The sequence below is a fragment of the Streptomyces sp. NPDC002004 genome, assembly GCF_053593975.1.
In genome coordinates this window covers 103,625-123,867 of sequence record NZ_JBSFDP010000015.1, presented here as the reverse complement: position 1 = coordinate 123,867, position 20,243 = coordinate 103,625, and the positions used below count along the sequence as shown (strand labels likewise).

Here is a 20,243-nt window from a genome sequence, read left to right as displayed (position 1 = left end):
TGGCAGTGCGATGACCTCTGACTCCGCTCCCGATCATTACGACCGACGCCTGGACCGTGCCCTGGCCAGCCTGCGTGGACTGGCCGTGGGGGACGCGCTGGGCTCGCAGTTCTTCGTACCGGCGCACTTCCCGCTGCTCAAGCGGCGCGAGACACCCACCGGTGTCTGGCAGTGGACCGACGACACGGAGATGGCCTGCTCCGTCGTCTCGGTCCTCGCCGCACACCACCGCATCGACCAGGACGCGCTCGCGCTGTCCTTCGCCGAGCACCACGACTTCGACCGCGGCTACGGGCCGGCCGTGAACCGGCTGCTGCGGCTCGTGCGCGAGGGCGGCGACTGGCGCGAACTCGCCTCGGCGCTGTTCAAGGGCCAGGGCTCGTGGGGCAATGGCGCCGCGATGCGGATCGCACCGCTGGGCGCCTGGTACGCGGACGACCCCGAGCAGGCGACGCACCAGGCGGAGATCTCCGCCTACCCCACGCACCAGCACCGCGAGGCGGTGGTCGGGGCGATGGCCGTCGCGGCCGCGGCAGCGCTGGTGGCCAACCCCGCGGGCCCGCCCACCGCGGAGGACCTGCTCGACGGCGTGATCGCGCTCGTGCCGCGCAGCGCCGTGGGTGCCGGACTCCGCCGGGCCCGGGACATGCTCGACTACGGCGACGCGACCACCGTCGCCGCGGTGCTCGGCTGCGGCCGCCGCACCAGCGCCCATGACACCGTGCCGTTCGCCCTCTGGTCCGCGGCACGCAGTCTCGGCGACTACGAGGGCGCCTTCTGGGGGACGGCCAGGGTCGGCGGGGACGTGGACACGACCTGCGCGATCGTGGGCGGTGTGGTCGCATCCGACCCGGCCGGGGCGCCGCCCGAGCAGTGGTCCGAACGCACCGAGCCGCTGCCGGAGTGGATGCCGGCACTGCGGACCGGCGCCTAGAGACCGACGCCGGGGCGTCGGCCCGGCGGATTCCGCGACCACGCTCCGGTGTGCCGATGCCCTCGGCGACCGTGGCGACCGTTGTGCCGCCGGTGGTCGCATGCCCAGAGCTCAAACCCGGGCACACGACCACCGGCATCTCCGACTCGTGGAACGACCCCCGTGCGTTCCGCGAGGCCGGATGTCAGCCCCCCGCGGGACCCGCGGTGCCGGCCAGCGCCTCCAGGTCGCTCTTGCGGACCCGGATCACCACGGCCGCCGTGGCCAGCGCAAGCACCGCCATCGCGACGGCCGGTACGAAGGCCGTGGCGATGCCGTGGGCCAGCACGTCGTGGCCCCAAGGCGCGGGCAGCTCGTGCTTCTTGGCGAACGCGGCCTGCTGCTCGGGCGAGGCGTGCGCCAGGAAGTCGGGCAGCTGCTTCTTCGCCTCGTCGCGGCCGGCCGTGCCGAACACCGTGGTCAGGATCGACAGTCCCAGCGAGCCGCCCACCTGCTGCATCGCGTTGAGCAGACCGGAGGCCGCGCCCGCTTCGTGCTGCGCGACACCGGACACCGCGGTGAGTGTCAGGGTCACGAAGTTCAGGCCCATACCGAACCCGAACAGCAGCATCGGGCCGAGCACCCCGCCGACGTACGAACTGTCCGGGCTGATCAACGTCAGCCAGCCCAGACCCACCACCACGAGCGTTGAGCCGGTGACCATGAACGGCTTGGGCCCCAGCACCGGCAGCAGCCGCTGCGACAGACCCGCACCGGTCACGATCGCGGCCGTCACCGGCAGGAAGGCGAGGCCCGCCTCGATCGGTGTGTAGCCCAGCACGTTCTGAACGAACAGGACGATGAAGAAGAACATGCCGAACATCGCGGCCGCCAGGCTCAGCATGATCAGATAGGTGCCGGAGCGGTTGCGGTCGGCGAACATCCGGAGCGGGGTGATCGGCTCCCTGGCCCGGCTCTCGACCGCGGCGAAGGCGAGGAGCAGCACCACGGCGGCGCCGAACGAGCCCAGCGTGAGCGAGTCCCGCCAGCCCTCCTCGGCGGCACGGATGAAGCCGTACACCAGCGAGGCCATGCCCGCCGTCGAGGTGAGCGCACCCGCGATGTCGAAGCGCCCGGGATGGCGCTCCGACTCGGATATGTACAGCGGGGCCAGGACGGCGATCAGGACACCGATGGGGACGTTCACGAAGAGCACCCAGCGCCAGTCCAGCCACTCGGTGAGCATGCCGCCCGTCAGCAGCCCGATGGCGCCACCGCCGGCGGAGACCGCCGCGAACACGCCGAAGGCCCGATTGCGCTCCGGACCCTCGGGGAACGTCGTCGTGATGAGTGCCAGCGCCGTGGGCGACGCGATCGCGCCACCGACGCCCTGCAGGGCGCGCGCGGCCAGCAACTGCCAGGGTTCCTGGGCCAGGCCGCCCAGCAGCGAGGCCAGTGTGAAGAGCAGGATGCCCGTCATGAAGACGCGGCGGCGGCCGAGGATGTCACCGGCGCGCCCGCCGAGCAGCAGCAGGCCGCCGAAGGTGAGCGTGTACGCGCTGACGACCCAGGTGAGATCCGTGGTCGAGAACTTCAATGCGTCCTGAATGTGCGGGAGCGCGATGTTCACAATCGTCGCATCGAGTACCACCATGAGTTGGCAGGCTGCGATGACGGCGAGAGCGATGCCGGGGCGCCCCTCCCGGCGGGCCTCTTCGGGCCGTTGATCCTTAATTAACTGAGAGGTCGTCATGATGGATCCCCCGCGACTGCGATAGTGAACGATCCCGTTCACTGCGACGTCAACGGTAGTGAGTCAACGACAGTGAACGCAACCGTTCACTGAAGTCACTTCCGGACGTGCGGACTCCGATTCCGTACGCCCCGCACAACCGCTCAACGGAGAGAAGCTGATGGATACTTCGCGCTGGACGGCCGCCCCCGCTCAAGGGGCATCCCCACGCCGCCGTGGCGCCGTGCTCGAACGCGCGATCCTCGACTCGGCGCTGGAGCAGCTCAGTACGGTCGGCTGGAGCGGCCTCACGATGGAAGGCGTGGCCGCGGGCGCCCAGACCGGAAAGGCCGCCGTCTACCGGCGGTGGCCCTCCAAGGAGGACCTCGTCGCCGACGCACTCCAGTCCGGGCTGCCGCAGCTCGACGGTGCCCCGGACTGCGGCACCGTCCGGGCGGACCTGCTGGCCCTGTGCCGGCAGGTCCGCGACGCCATGTACTCGCGCCCCGGTTTCGCCCTTCGCTCCGTACTTCACGAATGCGATACGGCCACGGCGGAGCGCTTCCATGCCGTGATCGTCGAAGGTGTCGTACAGCCGACCGTGGAGCTCATCAAGGACGTGGTGCGCCGCGGAATCGAGCGCGGCGAAGTGCGTTCCTGTGCCGAGAGCGCGTATGTCTACGACGTGATTCCGGCGATGATGATGTACCGCGCCAAAGTGTGCGGCAGCGAATGGGGCGAGACCGATTTGGAGCAGATGATCGATCAGGTGATGGTTCCGCTCCTCGGGCCGCACGAGGACCGGGGCCCGCGCGGGCGGGAGGCCGGGGCCGCGGCACGGAAGGGCCGCGCCTCCCGCGTGGGGGGCTGACGCGCCTGCACGCGAGGGCCGGCGCTCCCGCACGGGAAGGCCGGGGGTGCGTGCGCGGGAAGGCCGGGGGTGCGTGCACGGAGAGATGCCGGCCGAGCGGCTGCCAGGGGGCGGAACCGGCCGAACCCTGCCTGCACCAGGGGCGGGGGTGTCGCACGGCCCGTCCGGCGTCGTAGGCTAGCTGCGCCATGCCGTACGTACCTCCCACCCACACCGTCGAGCGCTCCCTGCGAGCCACCACCGGAGCGAAGATCATCGCCGGAATCGACGAAGTGGGACGCGGTGCATGGGCGGGTCCGGTCACGGTCTGCGCGGCGATCACCGGTCTGCGCCGGCCGCCCGAGGGTCTCACCGACTCCAAACTCCTCACCCCCAAGCGCCGTACCGAGCTGGCGGGTGTGCTGGAGGGCTGGGTCACGGCGTACGCCCTCGGTCACGCCTCGCCGGAGGAGATCGACGGACAGGGGATGACGGCCGCACTGCGGCTCGCCGCCGTACGCGCCCTGGAGGGCCTTCCGGTCCGTCCGGACGCGGTCATCCTCGACGGGAAGCACAACTATCTCGGGGCCCCCTGGCAGGTCCGTACGGTGATCAAGGGTGACCGTTCCTGCGTGGCCGTTGCTGCGGCATCGGTGATCGCCAAGGTCCGTCGCGACAAAATGATGGCCGAACTGGGCATCGACCATGCAGACTTCGACTTCGTGGCCAACGCCGGCTATCCCTCGCCGGTGCACAAGGCCGCACTGGAGAAGTGGGGCCCCACCCCCTATCACCGGTTGTCATGGGCGTATCTTGATGGGCTGCCCCAGTGGCGGCACCTCAAGAAGGCCCGCAGCTGGGCGGACGGCGTCGTTCCGGAAATCGAGGGCCAGCTCGGTTTTGATTTCTGACGATTCCGGTCGCACTTGTGTGCCACCCGCTGACGCGTGTCGCACCGGCGTTTGATAAATATCAGCTCATGCCTCTCATTCCCGAGGAGCCTCAGATTCACGAGAGTGCCCAGGGTCCCCGCGCCACTCCGGCCAGCGGCCGCAGCGCGCCGACCCCCCGCCCCGTACCCGGACCCCGCCCCGCGGCTCCGCCGCGTCCCGGCCGCCCGGGTCCTGTCCGGCCGATGCCTCCCGCGCAGCGCACGCCGCGCGAGGCGAACGCCACCAAGCCGGGGCCGCCCGCCCCGGCCGAGCCGACCGTCCCCGCCCCGGCCGCTTCGTCCGCGAAGCCGCAGGTCCAGCTCATCCCGGCCTCTGCCGAGGGAGCGCTCGACGCCGCCGAAGAGGCCGTCGACCTGCTGCTCGACTCGGGCCGTGCACCCGGTGACATCCTGGTGATCACCACGGGCGAGCCGCACCCCTGGGCGGCCCACGAACTCTCCTTCGGAGAGGCCGCCTACTGGGCTCAGCACGATGCGGGCGACGACATCTTCTACGCCGACGCCGCAGCCGTCGGCCGTGCCGCGCCCCGCTCCGTGGTCGTCGTCGCGGTCAACGGGGACGACGGAACCACCGGCACCGCCCTGCCACTGGCCCTGACCAAGGCCGGTGCTCTGCTGATCGTCTGCGGCGACCCGCAGCGGACCAACTCGGTGCTGGGCGCGGGGGTCTGACTTCGGCAGCCACGCGGGGTCCTGCCCCGCGTGTCTGCCGTGCACGTCTCGAGAGGGGTGCGGTGACCACCGCGCCCCCTGAGGTGTGTCAGGGGGCTTTCGTGCCGCGCGTCTGCAACGCGACAGCTGCGCGTGCCGGACTCCGTGGGCCCGGCGCCATCGGCAGAACGTTCCCTGGGCGGCGGGTCAGCGGGCGGCCGCGCGGCGCAGTACCTCGGAGGCGACGCCTCCGGTACGTGGCCGTGGTGGCTCGCCACCTGCCAGGGGTTCCGGCGACGACAGTGCGCTCGGCCGGCGCCCTCCGCGTCCCTCGCCGAGGACCTGCCAGCCGTCACGGGTCAGCGTGATGTACGCACCGCAGCGCAGCCCGTGCAGTGTGCATGCGTCACGCAGCCCCCACATCCAGGCTCCGTCCTCCTCCGTCCAACGCGCGTCCCCGTCACGGCAGTAGAGCAGCACGGCCGTACGCACCGGAGTGCGCCGCCGCAGATCGTGCGGGATGACCCGGCGCAGCTGGGCCAGCAGCGCGTTCCGGAACGCCCAGCCGTCCACCGCGTAGGCACGCCGACTGAACGAGGCGCTCGCCCTGAGCCGCTCATCGGGGTCGAGCACGGCCACCACGGCGGTCATCGCCGAGGGGCGATGCCGCGAGTGGAGGTCGGTGACGACCTCGCGCGGGTTGCGCAGCAGCGGGATGCCCGCGGCCGCCCATTCCGCAGGTTCGAGCATCCGGGCGAGTCGGTTGGCGGAGTCGACGGATGAGTCGGACGTCGACGACGCGGTCATCGACGCCGCCTTGGACGCAGCGAATCCGAAGGTCACGGTCCTCCCTTCGGCTACACGCCCACACTGAGGGCAGGGGTCGGGCTTGGGAGCGCACCACGGCGCAGCCCTACCAGACCTCGGCGAGCCGCAGGGGAGCTGGTCCAATTCTTCCCGCCGCGCAGGATCGCGGCAACGAGCAATTGAGACCGTCGACCGGAATCAGGCGATGCGCCGTCTATATCCCTGCCCAGGTTGCCGCCGTGCGACGCATGCCCACCGCGCGGGGAGGGAAGGAAAATCGGATTCCCGTTCTCCGGGGCGGATTTGGCCGGACGCCGACGTCTGCTGAGGCGTCAACCGTGGGCTGTGAGCCGTGAGCCGTGAGCCGTGAGCCGTGAGCCGTGAGCCGTGAGCCGCGAGCCGTGAGCCGTGGGCTGTGAGCCGTGAGTGCGGGCCGCCCCGAGCGGGACGGATCAACTCTGCACGGCGAGCACCAGCGGCAGCACACCCGACGCTCCCGCCCGGCGCAGGACCCGCGCCGCCACCGCGAGGGTCCAGCCGGTCTCGGTGGCGTCGTCGACCAGCAGGACGGGCCCGTCGGCGTCGCGCAGCGCCTCCACGAGCGAGGGGGGTGCCTCGAGCGCCCCGCTGAGGGCACGCAACCGCTGTGCGCTGTTGGAACGGGGCGCCGGTCGATGGCCCGTCCCCTCGGCGTAGGACAGTGAGCCCAGCAGCGGCAGACGACCGATCTCGGCGATACGGGCACCCAGGGCCTGGATCAGCTGCGGGCGGGTGCGGGACGGCATGGTCACCACACCGGCCGGCCGGGCCGGCGCCCCCGGCTCACCCGTGGCCCAGCCGCCCGGACCCTTGGCCCATTCGGCAAGCACCTCCACGACGGCGCCGAGGACGTCGTCGGGCACCGGGCCGTCCGGCGCACCCGGCGCGAGCATCGGCCGCAGCCGGTTGCCCCAGCCAATGTCGGAAAGCCTGCCGAGGGCGCGCCCCGGCTGCGCCTGTTCGCCCGTCGGGATACGGCCCTTGAGGTCGATGCCGACCGCGCTCATCCCGGTCGGCCACATCTTGCGCGGTTCGACGTCGACCCCGCTGCGCTTCAGCTCGTGCTGCGCACCACCGAGTGCGGTGGACGACACATCGGGGACGAACCGGGCGCCTGCACAATTGTCGCACCGGCCGCAGGGCGCGGCAGCCTCGTCGTCCAGCTGGCGTTGCAGGAACTCCATCCGGCAGTCGCCGGTTGCGGCGTACTCGCGCATCGCCTGCTGCTCGGCCTCCCGCTGCTTGGCCACCCAGGCGTACCGCTCGGTGTCGTACACCCAGGCAGCGCCCGTGGTGATCCATCCGCCCTTCACCCGGCGAACTGCGCCGTCCACGTCCAGGACCTTCAGCATGGTCTCCAGCCGTGAGCGGCGCAGCTCCACGAGCGGTTCGAGCGCCGGCAGCGAGAGCGGCCGGTCCGCATGGGCGAGGACGTCCAGCGTGCGGCGGACCAGTTCCTCGGGCGGAAAGGCCACGGAGGTGAAGTAGTCCCAGATCGCCTGGTCCTCGCGACCGGGCAGCAGGAGCACCTCCGCGTGTTCGACGCCACGGCCGGCGCGGCCGACCTGCTGGTAGTAGGCGATGGGCGAGGAGGGCGAACCGAGGTGGACCACGAAGCCGAGGTCGGGCTTGTCGAAGCCCATGCCGAGCGCGGAGGTGGCGACCAGGGCCTTGACCCGGTTGGCGAGCAGGTCCGCCTCGGCCTGCTGCCGGTCCGCGTTCTCCGTCTTGCCGGTGTACGAGGCGACGGTGTGGCCGCGCCGCCGCAGATACGACGTGACCTCCTCGGCGGCCGCGACGGTCAGCGTGTAGATGATTCCGGAGCCGGGCAGCTCGTCGAGGTGATCGGCGAGCCAGGCCAGCCGGTGCGCAGCGTCGGGGAGGTCCAGCACGGCGAGGCTGAGGCTGTCCCGGTCGAGCCGGCCGCGCAGCACCAGTGCGTCCGAACCGCTCCCCGTGCCCAGCTGCTCGGCGACGTCGGCGGTCACCCGGGCGTTGGCGGTGGCCGTGGTGGCAAGCACCGGCACGCCGGACGGGAGGTCGGCGAGCATGGTGCGCAGCCGTCGGTAGTCGGGACGGAAGTCGTGGCCCCAGTCGGAGATGCAGTGGGCCTCGTCCACGACCAGCAGGCCCGTCGCCGCGGCGAGCTCGGGCAGCACCTGGTCGCGGAAGTCGGGGTTGTTGAGCCGCTCGGGACTCACCAGCAGCACATCGACCTCGCCCGCCGAGACCTCGGCCTGGATGGTCTCCCAGTCCTCGGTGTTGGAGGAGTTGATGGTGCGGGCGTGGATTCCGGCCCGCGCCGCCGCCTCCACCTGGTTCCGCATGAGCGCGAGCAGCGGCGAGACGATCACGGTCGGGCCGCTGCCCCGGGCGCGCAGCAGCGCGGTGGCGACGAAGTACACCGCGGACTTGCCCCATCCGGTGCGCTGCACGACCAGGGCCCTGCGCTTGTCGGCGACCAGGGCCTCGATCGCCCGCCACTGGTCCTCGCGCAGCCGGGCCCGGCCGGTCGTGTCCCCGACGAGCTGGGCGAGGATCCCGTCCGCCGCGGCGCGGAGGTCCTGGTTCGGCTTGTGCTCCATGCCCCCATACAACAGGACGGGGGCGGGGGCCGGGCAAATGGGCGAGGGGCGACCCGGCTCCGGCCGGTGAGCCGAGGGCCCGGGGCTCGGTGGAAGTGTCGGCGGGCCGAGGGTCCGGGGGTGGGTCGTCGCGCCCGCTCGCGGAGTGCCACTCGGCCGGAAAGCCCGGGGCGTCGGCGCGGCGATGCGGTGGCCCGGCGCGGGAAGGAAGACGCCGGGTTTCATCATGCGGCGGGGTGTGCTCATGGTGTGCTCTCCGATCGGATGCAGGACGGACATGGGCCAAGGGCACGGGCGTGGCGCGGATGTGCGAGCCGGGGCCTGCGCCGCGCCGGCCGGGCCCGGGAGGCCGGGCCCTGCCGACGCGGCGGTCAGCCGAGGACGCGAACGGGTGAGCCGTCGAGCCAGGCCCGGATGTCCTCGACGGCCTGGCCGTAGTAGCGCTCGTAGTTGGCCCGGCTCACATAGCCCAGGTGCGGCGTGGCCAGCAGGCGCGGGGCGGTGCGCATCGGGTGGTCGGCGGGCAGCGGCTCGACGTCGAAGACATCGACTCCGGCACCGGCGATCCGGCCCTCGTGCAGTGCGTCGAGCAGCGCCGCCTGGTCCACGATCGCGGCCCGGGAGGTGTTGATCAGATAGGCGGTCGGCTTGAGGAGGGCGAGTTCGGCGGCGCCGAGCAGACCGCGCGTGCGGTCGCCGAGCGCGAGATGCACGGAGACGAAGTCGCTGTCCACGAGGAGCTCCTCCTTGGACGGGGCCAGCCGCACGCCGACCTCGTCGGCGCGCTCCTTGGTGAGGTTCTGGCTCCAGGCAGTGACCTCCATGCCGAAGGCGAGGCCGACCTGGGCGACGCGGCTGCCGATCTTGCCGAGTCCGAGAAGGCCGAGGCGCCGGCCGTGCAGGTCGGCACCCACGGTGCTCTGCCAGGGGCCGCCGCCGCGCAGGGCGTTGTTCTCCTCGACGATGCCGCGGGCGAGGCCGAGCAGCAGCGCCCAGGTCAGTTCCAGGGGCGGGGTCGATGAGCTGGCCGTACCGCACACGGTCACGTCGTGCGTCCTCGCAGCGGCGTAGTCGATCACGGAGTTGCGCATCCCGGAGGCGATCAGCAGCTTCAGCCGGGGCAGACGCGCGAGGAGGGAGCCCGGGAAGGGAACCCGCTCGCGCAGGGTGACGACGACGTCGAAGTCCGCAAGGGCGGCGGCCAGTTCGTCCTCGGTGCCGAAGTGCTCCGAGAAGGTCACGACCTCCACCTGGTCCGCCAGGGGAGACCAGTCGGCGGACACCATGGCGGCGTTCTGGAAGTCGTCGAGTACGGCGCAGCGGTATTGCATGTCAGTTCTCTCCCAAACCGGAGTCGCTGTGGTCATGGGCGCGGGCATTCAGCCCCGGGCCGCCCGGAAGCACGATCCTGCCTCGGTCGATCACGGCACCGGAGAACGGATCGTCGAGCAGACCGGGAGGGCCGTCGAGATCAGGACGGTCGGCGAGTGGGGCGAGGTGGCCAAGACCGTCACGCCGAGGCACCCCGGGTCCTGCGGCCGAGCAAGGACCGCGGACCCGCCCCGCGGGCCAGCGTGATCATGTCGAGTGCGGCCCGCCCCCTCCCGCACAGTCCATGGCGCCCGCCGCTCATGCCGTCCATGGAACCCGCTGGAGCCGGCATCGTGCGACCGAGGGCCGGAAGCTGTGGAAAACTCCTGTCGTGTCCCTGACTTGACTTGTCCACAGGGGCAACCGGAATCCATGATTCCGCGCGATCGTCGCCGCATGACGAATCACAGCGAAGCCGCCGGGCCGCTCGGTCACGGCGACGACATGGAAGCTGCCTGCCGCCGCGAGGGGGAGGAGCACTCCGAGGCTCGCCCTGAACTCGCGGCACGTCCGGCGGGCTCGGACCCAGAGGCGGCGGACCCACGGGTCGAGGACCCGGCAGAGGCCCTGGCTCCGGAGCGCGCCGGGACCGAGTTCGCCAGCGCCGGGGCCGAGTCCCCCAGCACCGGGTCGGAGCCCCGGGTGCACGGCTACACCGGTACCGAGCCCGCACCGGACAAAGGCGTGGCCGTTCCCTTGTTCAGCGCCGGCGCCCACGTACCTGTCCATCGGCGGATGCCCGAGGAGGAACCGAACCCCCGTGGCCAGGACGCCGGGGCGTCCGGGGCGGAACAGATCACTCTGCGCTCGGCCGGGGAACTCGCCGATGCCCTGCCGTACTTGCTCGGGTACCGGCCCGAGGACAGCATCGTGCTCGTCGCCGTGCACGACCGCAGCGGGCAGGGACGGTTCGGAGCCCGGGCCAGACTCGGGATCCCCGCACGCGACGAGGACTGGCCGTCCGTCGCGGAAGAGCTCGCGCGCTGCCTCGTGACGGTGGGCGAACGCCGTGCGGGAAGCAGGCCGGAGGCCGTCGTCGCCTTCCTCTGTCAGGACCCGGCCGATGCGGAATCCGGACAACAGGTCATGGAGCGCCTTCGCCCGCTGGCCCAGCTGCTGCGTATCGCATGCGGCAGTCTGGACGTTCCGGTCATCGAGGCGTTGTGCATCTCCGACGGCCGGTTCTGGTCCTACTGCTGCCCCGGTGAGCGGTGCTGCCCTCCGGCAGGGATGCCCATGGGGCTGCCCGGCACCTCCGTCCTCGCGGCGGCGGCCACCTACGCGGGGCTCCAGGTGCGGGGCTCGCTGAAGGACTTCCGCCGTCGGCTCAGTCCCTGGGAGCCGGCTGCCGCAACCGGTCAGAAGGCCGCGCTGGACGCTGCCGGTTCGACGCTCGTACCGCGAATGCTGGACAGCACCCAGAGTTCCGTCGTCGGCGACGAGACCATCGGGCTTGCGGGCCGGATCATGGCGCGGCTGGCGGCGGTACCACCGGTCGGCGGCACACGCGAGGCGGACCGGCGGGACGACCGGCTCGTCGCGCACGACGAAGCAGCCGCACTGATCCTCGGCCTCCAGGACCGTATGACGCGTGACCGTGCGGCCGAGTGGATGGAAGGCGACGACGCCGGTCCGGCCCTGCGATTGTGGCGCACACTGGCGCGGCGGTGCGTCGGTCCCTACGGCGAGTTCGCGGCGCCGCCGCTCACGCTGGCGGGCTGGGTCGCCTGGTCATGCGGGGACGAACTCGAGGCACGCGAGGCCCTGGCCATGGCGCTCGGCGCGGACCCTGCATACCTCTTCGCCCGGCTCCTGCACGAAGCGTGCAACGACGGTCTCGACCCGGAGGCGATCAGGCGATGCCTGCGGCCGGGGGACGCCGACCGAGCCGCTTCCGGGATCCCTCCCGCTCCCGAGGCCCCGGCCGAACCGGCTGCCGCAGGCACGTCACCGGATCAGCCCCTGGCCGGCCCGGCCGGTCCCGGCGACCACGATCGGTCCGTCTCCGGGGAAGGCCGGCCGACTCGGCGGCGCAGGCCCCGGCCGATCAGCGGCGAAGGCGCGCGGGGGCCACAGGGCAACAGGAATACGGCGAAGGACGCTCCCCGGAGGCGACCGCCGACGCGGCGACGCCCCGGTCACACCAGGACGCGGGCGTGACCTGGCGTGGGCTCGCTGCGTTCACCTGTGTGGCCCGCGGTGACGCCGGGCCACGCCGGTGCCCCGCCCCGGGCCGACGCAGGCACGCGGGGTCGCGGCGAGGCAGGCCCAGGCGTCGCCGGACGGGGCAGCGACCCCGGTACCCCGGAGTCGCTGCCATCCCCCCGACCCGACGCGACCACACAAGAAGGCGCCGCATGCCTCCCCTCATCCCTGCCGCTGGAGCCGACGGCGCGGGCCGGAACCAGTTGCGGCCCGCACTGCCCGCGATTGCGGCCCGGCCCGGCACGTCGCTGGTGCCACGGCCGGGCAGGCCGCCGAGCCGCCCGGGGCAGCTGCCCCCGGTGCACACCGCCCTGATCGGAGTCGCCCTCCCCGGGCTCGTGATCTGCACGGAACAGGGGCAGTTGACGGGCCAGGGGCTGGAGGGCTTCTACAGAGCCGGACGCCGTCTCCTCTCGCGCTGCCGTCTGACGGTGGCGGGACGGCAACCCCTCATCGCCCGCGCGGGCCCGGTCTCCGCCGATGCCGTCCGCTTCGTGGCGACCCTGCGCACGACCGCCGACTCGGGCCCGGACCCCGACGTGATCGTCGAGTGCATCCGGCACGCCAACGGCACCGAACGCATCACCCTGCGCAGCACGGCCGACCGCGCACTGCGCTTGCCCGTCGAGGTGTCGCTCGGCACGGACCTGGCCGATCTGGGTGCGGTGGCTGCCGGCCGGACGCCGGCAGAGCTGCCTGCCACCGTCCACGGCAGCGGCCTGCGCTGGGTCTCGCCCCACGGCGACGCCGCGGTCACGGCCGACCCGCCCCCACTCGACGCGGTTGCCTCCGCCGGACTGCTGCGCTGGGAACTGGAGCTGCCACCCGGTGGCTCCCGGACCCTCGAACTGAAGGTGAGGACGGGGCGTGGTGCCGCGCCCCGTCCCGCGGCCCGAGGGGCCCCGGCGGCCCTCGCCGCGGCCCGGGCCACCGGCGACGACCACCGGGTGCGCGGCCTCCTGGACGTCTGCGTGGCGGACTTGCGGGCCCTGCTGCTGCGTGATCACGCGCATCCGGGCGATGTCCACCTCGCCGGGGGAGTCCCGTGGCGCCCGGGCCTTGCGGCGGCCGAGGCCCTGACGGCGGCGCGCATGGCCCTGCCGCTCGGCACCCGGCTCGCGGCCGGGACACTGCGCACCCTCGCCCGCACCCAGGAGACCGCGGGCCCGCGGACGGGCCTGATCCCCGGCCCGATGCGGGACTCCGGACCACATCTGCCGCCCGGATCGACGGCCGTCGAGGCGACACTGATGTTCCCGGTGCTGCTGGCGGAGGCGCGTCGCTGGGGGTTGCCCGACCATGAGACGGAGGGGCTGCTGCCGACCGCGGAACGCTGCCTGGCCTGGCTGCGCGTCACGGTCGACGACCGGGGATACCTGGCCGACCGGCGTCCCGGAGGGATGGTGCGCTGTGACACCCAGGCGCACGCCCATCGCGCCGCGCTGCTCGGCGCCGATCTGTTGGAGGCCTGTGGCCGCGAGGGCGCCGACGAACTGCGGCAGTGGGCCGGGGAACTGCGCACGAGATTCAGGGAGGACTTCTGGACCGAGGGCCCGGGCGGCGGCAGACCCGCGGCGGCACTCGGACACGACGGGCGTCCGATCACGCACCTCGGCTGCGGTGCCGTTCCCCTCCTCGACACCGGCCTCCTCGGAGACGGAGCCTTCGCGCAGGGGTTGCTGGACAAGGCACAGACGGAACAGCTCGCCCGCCTGCTCGGCGGGCCCGCCATCGACTCGGGCTGGGGGCTGCGCGGCCTCGGCGCCCGCGAGGCCTTGTACAACCCGTTCGGACACCGGGCCGGGGCCGTGCGGGTGCAGGAGACGGCGACAGCCGCCGCAGGTCTGGCCGCGGCAGGGCACGAGGAAGAGGCCTGTGTGCTCGTCCGGGGCCTGCTCGCCGCGTCCGATGCCTTCGGCCACCGGCTTCCCGAGATGTTCGCGGGGGAGCCGCGCACCGAGGGCGGCGCCCCGCTGCCGCACCCGGCCGCCTGTCGTCCCGCGGCCACCGCAGCGGCCGCGGGCGTGCAGATCCTGATGACGCTGGTGGGGATCCGCCCGGACGTCCCCGCCGGGACCGTCACGCTGCGTCCCCTGAGCGGCGCGCCGCTGGGGGAGGTCGGACTGACCGGGCTACGGGTGGCGGGAGCGCCGTTCTCGGTGAGGGTGACGCGGCGCGGACTCGCCATGGTGGAGGAGGCGGCGCAGGGCCTTCAACTGGGAGTGTGAACGCCTTGCCCCGGCCCGCTCGGGAGCCGTGCCACCTCGGGTGAAGCGGGGGAAGAGAAAACGGAAGCGATCCGGGAAGGGAGTGTTTATCGTCAGGGAGACGACTATGATCGCGGCATGCCCTACGACCCGTCGGCCTTCCCGCCCTTTGCTGTCACCGTCGACCTGGTCGTGCTGACCGTGCGCCGTCACGCCCTGTGTGCACTGGCGGTCCGGCGTGGTGAGCCGCCCTTCCAGGGGCGTTGGGCGCTGCCCGGTGGCTTCGTACGGGCCGACGAGGACCTGGCCGCGGCAGCGGCGCGCGAGCTGGTCGAGGAGACCGGCCTCTGCGTCCACGACCCGTCCGCACCGGCGCAGGACAACGGTGCCCACCTGGAACAGCTCGCCACTTACGGCGACCCCGAGCGCGACCCGAGGATGCGCGTCGTCAGCGTGGCGCACCTCGCACTCGCCCCGGACCTCCCGGCACCCCGGGCGGGCGGTGACGCGCACAGCGCCCGCTGGGCGCCCGTCGGGGAACTGCTCAACCAGGGCGGATACGCCAGAGAGGGCGAGCAGGCCGCGCCACTCGCCTTCGATCACGCCCAGATCCTGGCCGACGGCGTGGAGCGTGCGCGGTCCAAGATCGAGTATTCCTCGCTGGCCACGGCGTTCTGCCCGCCCGAGTTCACCGTCGGGGAGCTGCGCCGCGTCTACGAGGCGGTGTGGGGTGTCGTTCTCGACCCGCGCAACTTCCACCGCAAGGTGACGGGCACCCCGGGCTTCCTCGTTCCCACCGGCGGGACCACCACGCGGCAGGGCGGCCGCCCTGCGCAGCTGTTCCGGGCCGGCGGTGCCACGCTGCTCAACCCGCCGATGCTGCGGCCCGAGGTCTGATCCGGCCCCGCCGCGCCGACGGCGATGCGGGGACCCGCGACGCCCCTGGCGGACAGTCCTGACCGAAAAGTCGGAATTGTCACGATATCTTGCTGTGGTACCTACGGGGTCCGTCCGTCCCCGATCCGGGCGGGCGGGCCCCGGCCGCCGAGCGGTCGCACCTCCTGCGAGAGAAGCGATGATCCAGGCCATCGGACTGACCAGCAATGCCCGCAAGGAGCTCCCACCCGCCGTCGACGACGTGTCGTTCGAGGCGCCCCCCGGACGTGTCACCGCCCTGCTCGGAGCCCCGGCCGCGGGCAAGTCGACCGCGCTGAGACTGATGCTCGAACTCCAACAGGGCCGCGGCATCACCTACTTCCGAGGCCGGCCGCTGCACCGCATCCCCCACCCCTCGCACGAGGTCGGGGTCCACCTGGGCGACGTACCGGGCCACCCGGCACGCACCGTCCGGGGCCAGCTGCGCATGCTCTGCGCGGCGGTCGGAGTGCCCGTGCAGCGCGCCGACGAAGTCCTCGACATCGTGGGCCTGGTGAGTCTGCGGGACGAGCGGCTGGGCACCCTCTCCCGGGGCCTGGACCGCCGCCTCGGCCTCGCCTGCGCCCTGCTGGCCGACCCCCACACCCTCGTCCTGGACGCCCCCACCCACGGACTGTCCGGCCGTGAGGGTCAGTGGCTGCACGCGGTGCTGCGCGACCACGCGGACGACGGCGGGACCGTCCTGTTCACCACCGGTGACCCGCGGGAGGCCGCGCAGCACGCCGATCACGTCGTCACCCTCGACCGCGGCCGGCTCGTCGCGGACCAGCCGGCCACCGAATTCGCCCGCACCCGGCTCCGCCCGAGAGTCGCCGTACGCAGCCCGTACGCCGCCAGGCTCGGCGCCCTGCTCAGCAAGGAGGCGAGAACGGCGCATCGCTCCCTGGAAGTGGTCGAGGAGGAGGGCAACCGGCTGTCCGTCTACGGAGCCAGCTGCGCCACTGTCGGCGAGACCGCGTTCCGGCACGGCATCCTCGTCCACCAACTGGCCGACGAGGTCGGTGACATGGGGCCGGGTGCGCCGCACGGCGCCACGGTCCCACCGGCCGGGGGGCCCTCGGCCGAGTACGCCGGCGAAGAGGCTCCGGCCGCCCCGGCGGACCCCGCCGAAGGCCCCGACCCCGCGCCGGAGGAACCGAGTCCGCGGCCCGTCGTCTCCGTCCGGCCGCCCCGCAGCCCGCTGCGCCCCCTGCGCTACGAACTGCGCCGCGCGACCGGCATCGCCGCCGGCTACGTCACCGCCGCCGCCGTGCTGGTCGGCTCGGTCCTCCTCTCGGTGCTCCTGGCCAGGACGGGCCACACCGCTCAGCCGCGGCTGCTCGCGGCCTGGCCCCCGGAACTTCCCCTGCCGCCCGCAGCCCTGGGCGCCGGGCTGCTCGGCGCCCTGGCCTTCGGTGACGAGTTCCGCCATCCCGCCCTCGCGGCGGACCGGGGCACCGTTCCGCGGCGCCTGGGACTGCTCGGCGCCAAGCTCGTCGTGGCTGCCGGGACGGCGCTGCTGCTGGCCTTCCTCACCGTCGGCTGCGACGCGGCGGCGCTCCAGCTCGTCTACGGACACGAGCTCACCGGGGTCCCCGGCGAGTGGCTCTCCTTGTCGGCGAGTTGGATCGCCTTCGTCGCCGGATGCGCCTGGGCGGGCGTGCTCGCCGCCGGGGTGTTCCGCTCCACGACCGCAGGACTCGCGGCCGTGCTCGGCGTTCCGATCGTCGTCGTGCCCCTCGTACAGAAGGCCATGGAGGGACCTTCCGTGCGAACCGCCGCCGGCTTCCCAGCGCGGCTGCGCGACCTCGCACTGGTGCAGTGGCCGTTCGGTGTCGAGCGGTACATGGAGGCCTGCGTGCGGATGATCGTGCAACCGGTGGGCGGTGCGCTGATGCTGTCCGTGACCGCACTGCTCTGCGCGTATCTGCTCACCGCCCTTCGTGGCAGGGCCCGTTGACCGGAGTCCGACCCCTTCCGGACCCGAGCTGAGCACACCGTCCCGACCGACGCCCATTTCTTTCCGATAAGGCGTCAATTGCGGCGAGGTAAGCGATCACCCTTTCGTGTGCTTTTCACCAAAGACCTCAAGGCGCTTGGGAGCGGAGCCGACAAAGGATCCGTGAGTACCCTTGCGCACACCATGATGACCACCGCCCGCTCCGCGGATTCCGGCCTCGTCGGACCGGGCGAACTCGACCGATACCCCTACGCGGAGGCCTCCGGCATCGAACGCATCGGCACCCCTTCCTGGGAGAGCGCGGACCCCGAGCTGGGCCGCGTCGGCCGGCGGGCCGCGGGTAGCCGCGGCCGTGGCCTGCACGGTCAACTGGTCCAGCAACTGGGCCAGATGATCGTCTCCGGCGACCTGGGTGCGGACCGTCCGCTCGTCCCCGAGGAGATCGGCCAGCGATTCGAGGTCTCCCGTACCGTCGTCCGGGAGTCCCTCCGCGTCCTCGAGGCCAAGGGCCTGGTCAGTGCCCGCCCCAATGTCGGAACGCGCGTGCGTCCGGTCAGCGACTGGAACCTGTTGGACCCGGACATCATCGAGTGGCGGGCCTTCGGGCCGCAGCGCGACGACCAGCGCCGGGAGCTGAGCGAACTGCGCTGGACCATCGAGCCGCTCGCCGCCCGCCTCGCCGCCGGCCACGGCCGGGAAGACGTCCAGCAGCGCCTCGGCGACATGGTCGAGATCATGGGTCACGCCCTCGGACAGGGCGACTCCCTCACGTTCTCCCGCGCCGACGCCGAATTCCACTCCCTGCTCATCCAGGTCGCGGGCAACCGCATGCTCGAGCACCTCTCCGGGATCGTCTCCGCCGCCCTCCAGGTCTCCGGCGGCCCCGTCACCGGCTGCGAGCGCCCCCACGACGCGTCCCTCGGGCACCACACCCGCATCGTCGACGCCCTCGCCGCCGGCGACGGCGCGGCCGCCGAGGCGGCCATGCGCCAGCTCCTCACCGTCCACCCCGAGGTGGAGCGCGTCGTTCCCGCCCCTCGCGAGCACTGAACGCCCCGGCCTCCGGCAGCGCCCACGGCGCATTCCGGGGCAGGGTGCGCGCCGCACCAGCTCGCGCACGCATCACCGGACCCGTCGTGGCGCCCCGGCGGGCCCGCCACGGGTCCGGTGATGCGCCGAAGGGGTGGAGCCGACATGGCCGCGGGGATCGCGGGTACCCGTCAGGAGTCCACGGTGTGACCGCTTCTGCCCGTATCTACGCGCTTTTGAACGCTTACGGGGTGTGACTCGGGCCACGCAGATTGGGCGTAACGCTCCTCGGAACTGTGCGATGACCTAAGAGGTGACAGCCGAGGAGGGAATACAGCCGTCGTTCATGGCGCTGTGCAACTTCCCGGCCCCCGCCCACGCCGTCGACCCATCCCCAAGTCGGCGGTCGTCGGCTCCGGTCCACACGGGACCGGGCCGGAAGCCGTTTTCCAACGTTCCGAGAGGTTGTTCGTGTCGGCCAGCACATCCCGTACGCTCCCGCCGGAGATCGCCGAGTCCGTCTCTGTCATGGCGCTCATCGAGCGGGGAAAGGCTGAGGGGCAGATCGCCGGCGATGACGTGCGTCGGGCCTTCGAAGCTGACCAGATTCCGGCCACTCAGTGGAAGAACGTACTGCGCAGCCTCAACCAGATCCTCGAGGAAGAGGGTGTGACGCTGATGGTCAGTGCCGCGGAGCCCAAGCGCACACGAAAGAGCGTCGCAGCGAAGAGCCCGGCCAAGCGCACCGCCACGAGGACCGTGGCGGCGAAGCCCGTCGTGGCCAAGAAGACCACGCCGAGCGCCGCCCCCGAGGCTGCGGCGACCGATGCCCCCGCTGAAGAGGCCGCGCCCGCCAAGAAGGCCGCTGCCAAGAAGACGACTGCCAAGAAGGCCGTCGCGAAGAAGACGACCGCCAAGAAGACGGCGGCCAAGAAGACCACCGCCAAGAAGGACGCCGACGAGCTCCTCGACGAGGAGGCCATCGAGGAGACCCCGGGCAAGCCCGGCGCTGAGGAGCCCGCCGAGGAGGGCAGCCAGGGTTTCGTCCTGTCCGACGAGGACGAGGACGACGCGCCCGCGCAGCAGGTCGCCGCCGCCGGTGCCACCGCCGACCCGGTCAAGGACTACCTGAAGCAGATCGGCAAGGTCCCCCTGCTCAACGCCGAGCAGGAGGTCGAGCTCGCCAAGCGCATCGAGGCCGGCCTGTTCGCCGAGGACAAGCTCGCCAACGCCGACAAGCTTGCCCCGAAGCTCAAGCGTGAGCTGGAGATCATCGCCGAGGACGGCCGCCGCGCCAAGAACCACCTCCTGGAGGCCAACCTCCGTCTGGTGGTCTCCCTGGCCAAGCGCTACACCGGCCGCGGCATGCTCTTCCTGGACCTCATCCAGGAGGGCAACCTCGGTCTGATCCGCGCGGTCGAGAAGTTCGACTACACCAAGGGCTACAAGTTCTCGACGTACGCCACCTGGTGGATTCGTCAGGCGATCACCCGCGCCATGGCCGACCAGGCCCGCACCATCCGTATCCCGGTGCACATGGTCGAGGTCATCAACAAGCTCGCGCGCGTGCAGCGCCAGATGCTCCAGGACCTGGGCCGTGAGCCCACTCCGGAGGAGCTGGCCAAGGAACTCGACATGACCCCGGAGAAGGTCATCGAGGTCCAGAAGTACGGCCGCGAGCCCATCTCCCTGCACACACCGCTGGGCGAGGACGGCGACAGCGAATTCGGTGACCTGATCGAGGACTCCGAAGCGGTCGTCCCGGCCGACGCGGTCAGCTTCACGCTGCTCCAGGAGCAGCTGCACTCCGTGCTCGACACGCTCTCCGAGCGTGAAGCCGGTGTCGTGTCCATGCGCTTCGGTCTGACCGACGGCCAGCCGAAGACCCTCGACGAGATCGGCAAGGTCTACGGCGTGACGCGAGAGCGTATCCGTCAGATCGAGTCGAAGACGATGTCGAAGCTCCGTCACCCGTCGCGCTCGCAGGTGCTGCGCGACTACCTCGACTGAGCCACGCCCCGGCGACG

Annotated in this window: 14 protein-coding genes; 10 read left to right on the top strand and 4 right to left on the bottom strand. The window is 72.2% G+C overall.

Annotated features, from left to right (window positions below):
• Window positions 1-10 precede the first annotated feature (10 nt).
• On the top strand, window positions 11-934 hold the full coding sequence (locus tag ACWCP6_RS22700; protein ID WP_450934315.1) for an ADP-ribosylglycohydrolase family protein: 924 nt from the start codon (window positions 11-13) through the stop codon (window positions 932-934).
• A 184-nt stretch (window positions 935-1,118) separates the two neighbouring features.
• Here ACWCP6_RS22700 and ACWCP6_RS22695 read toward each other — a convergent pair whose 3' ends face one another.
• On the bottom strand, window positions 1,119-2,666 hold the full coding sequence (locus ACWCP6_RS22695; RefSeq protein ID WP_450934314.1) for an MFS transporter: 1,548 nt from the start codon (window positions 2,664-2,666) through the stop codon (window positions 1,119-1,121).
• Window positions 2,667-2,826: 160 nt separating this feature from the next.
• Here ACWCP6_RS22695 and ACWCP6_RS22690 point away from each other — a divergent pair, with 160 nt between their 5' ends.
• From ACWCP6_RS22690 to ACWCP6_RS22680, 3 genes are all read left to right on the top strand, one after another.
• The gene (locus ACWCP6_RS22690; RefSeq protein WP_450934313.1) at window positions 2,827-3,516 is read left to right on the top strand and encodes a TetR/AcrR family transcriptional regulator; all 690 of its coding nucleotides are present in this window, start codon (window positions 2,827-2,829) and stop codon (window positions 3,514-3,516) included.
• A 188-nt stretch (window positions 3,517-3,704) separates the two neighbouring features.
• The gene (locus ACWCP6_RS22685; protein WP_450934312.1) at window positions 3,705-4,406 is read left to right on the top strand and encodes a ribonuclease HII; all 702 of its coding nucleotides are present in this window, start codon (window positions 3,705-3,707) and stop codon (window positions 4,404-4,406) included.
• Window positions 4,407-4,474: 68 nt separating this feature from the next.
• Complete coding sequence (locus ACWCP6_RS22680; protein ID WP_450934311.1) at window positions 4,475-5,119, top strand: hypothetical protein; 645 nt, start codon at window positions 4,475-4,477, stop codon at window positions 5,117-5,119.
• A gap of 186 nt (window positions 5,120-5,305) precedes the next feature.
• On the opposite strand, the gene ACWCP6_RS22675 is transcribed toward ACWCP6_RS22680, so the two are convergent.
• From ACWCP6_RS22675 to ACWCP6_RS22665, 3 genes are all read right to left on the bottom strand, one after another.
• Window positions 5,306-5,941, bottom strand: coding sequence for a hypothetical protein (locus ACWCP6_RS22675; protein ID WP_450934310.1), 636 nt, complete (start codon window positions 5,939-5,941; stop codon window positions 5,306-5,308).
• A 416-nt stretch (window positions 5,942-6,357) separates the two neighbouring features.
• Window positions 6,358-8,529 (bottom strand): RecQ family ATP-dependent DNA helicase, encoded by a 2,172-nt coding sequence (locus tag ACWCP6_RS22670; RefSeq protein WP_450934309.1) that lies wholly within the window; start codon window positions 8,527-8,529, stop codon window positions 6,358-6,360.
• A 371-nt stretch (window positions 8,530-8,900) separates the two neighbouring features.
• Window positions 8,901-9,860, bottom strand: a complete 960-nt coding sequence (locus ACWCP6_RS22665) for a D-2-hydroxyacid dehydrogenase family protein (protein WP_450934308.1) — start codon at window positions 9,858-9,860, stop codon at window positions 8,901-8,903.
• Between the two features lie 775 nt (window positions 9,861-10,635).
• On the opposite strand from ACWCP6_RS22665, the gene ACWCP6_RS22660 reads away from it, so the two are divergent.
• The 6 genes from ACWCP6_RS22660 to ACWCP6_RS22635 all read left to right on the top strand — a co-directional run bounded on the left by ACWCP6_RS22660 (window position 10,636) and on the right by ACWCP6_RS22635 (window position 20,226).
• Complete coding sequence (locus ACWCP6_RS22660; RefSeq protein WP_450934345.1) at window positions 10,636-12,060, top strand: DUF4192 domain-containing protein; 1,425 nt, start codon at window positions 10,636-10,638, stop codon at window positions 12,058-12,060.
• 197 nt (window positions 12,061-12,257) lie between these two features.
• Complete coding sequence (locus ACWCP6_RS22655; RefSeq protein ID WP_450934307.1) at window positions 12,258-14,333, top strand: glycogen debranching N-terminal domain-containing protein; 2,076 nt, start codon at window positions 12,258-12,260, stop codon at window positions 14,331-14,333.
• A gap of 117 nt (window positions 14,334-14,450) precedes the next feature.
• Window positions 14,451-15,209 (top strand): NUDIX hydrolase, encoded by a 759-nt coding sequence (locus ACWCP6_RS22650; protein ID WP_450934306.1) that lies wholly within the window; start codon window positions 14,451-14,453, stop codon window positions 15,207-15,209.
• Between the two features lie 178 nt (window positions 15,210-15,387).
• Window positions 15,388-17,187: an ATP-binding cassette domain-containing protein gene (locus tag ACWCP6_RS22645; protein WP_450934305.1), complete on the top strand. Its 1,800-nt coding sequence runs from the start codon at window positions 15,388-15,390 to the stop codon at window positions 17,185-17,187.
• Window positions 17,188-17,349: 162 nt separating this feature from the next.
• Complete coding sequence (locus ACWCP6_RS22640; RefSeq protein WP_450934304.1) at window positions 17,350-18,237, top strand: FadR/GntR family transcriptional regulator; 888 nt, start codon at window positions 17,350-17,352, stop codon at window positions 18,235-18,237.
• Window positions 18,238-18,687: 450 nt separating this feature from the next.
• On the top strand, window positions 18,688-20,226 hold the full coding sequence (locus tag ACWCP6_RS22635) for an RNA polymerase sigma factor (protein WP_450934303.1): 1,539 nt from the start codon (window positions 18,688-18,690) through the stop codon (window positions 20,224-20,226).
• Window positions 20,227-20,243 lie beyond the last annotated feature (17 nt).

Bases quoted from the DNA above. Each gene is read 5' to 3' on its own strand.
- ACWCP6_RS22700 (WP_450934315.1), top strand. From the start codon at position 11: ATGACCTCTGACTCCGCTCCCGATCATTACGACCGACGCCTGGACCGT.
- ACWCP6_RS22695 (WP_450934314.1), bottom strand. From the start codon at position 2,666: ATGACGACCTCTCAGTTAATTAAGGATCAACGGCCCGAAGAGGCCCGC.
- ACWCP6_RS22690 (WP_450934313.1), top strand. From the start codon at position 2,827: ATGGATACTTCGCGCTGGACGGCCGCCCCCGCTCAAGGGGCATCCCCA.
- ACWCP6_RS22685 (WP_450934312.1), top strand. From the start codon at position 3,705: ATGCCGTACGTACCTCCCACCCACACCGTCGAGCGCTCCCTGCGAGCC.
- ACWCP6_RS22680 (WP_450934311.1), top strand. From the start codon at position 4,475: ATGCCTCTCATTCCCGAGGAGCCTCAGATTCACGAGAGTGCCCAGGGT.
- ACWCP6_RS22670 (WP_450934309.1), bottom strand. From the start codon at position 8,529: ATGGAGCACAAGCCGAACCAGGACCTCCGCGCCGCGGCGGACGGGATC.
- ACWCP6_RS22665 (WP_450934308.1), bottom strand. From the start codon at position 9,860: ATGCAATACCGCTGCGCCGTACTCGACGACTTCCAGAACGCCGCCATG.
- ACWCP6_RS22660 (WP_450934345.1), top strand. From the start codon at position 10,636: ATGCCCGAGGAGGAACCGAACCCCCGTGGCCAGGACGCCGGGGCGTCC.
- ACWCP6_RS22655 (WP_450934307.1), top strand. From the start codon at position 12,258: ATGCCTCCCCTCATCCCTGCCGCTGGAGCCGACGGCGCGGGCCGGAAC.
- ACWCP6_RS22650 (WP_450934306.1), top strand. From the start codon at position 14,451: ATGCCCTACGACCCGTCGGCCTTCCCGCCCTTTGCTGTCACCGTCGAC.
- ACWCP6_RS22645 (WP_450934305.1), top strand. From the start codon at position 15,388: ATGATCCAGGCCATCGGACTGACCAGCAATGCCCGCAAGGAGCTCCCA.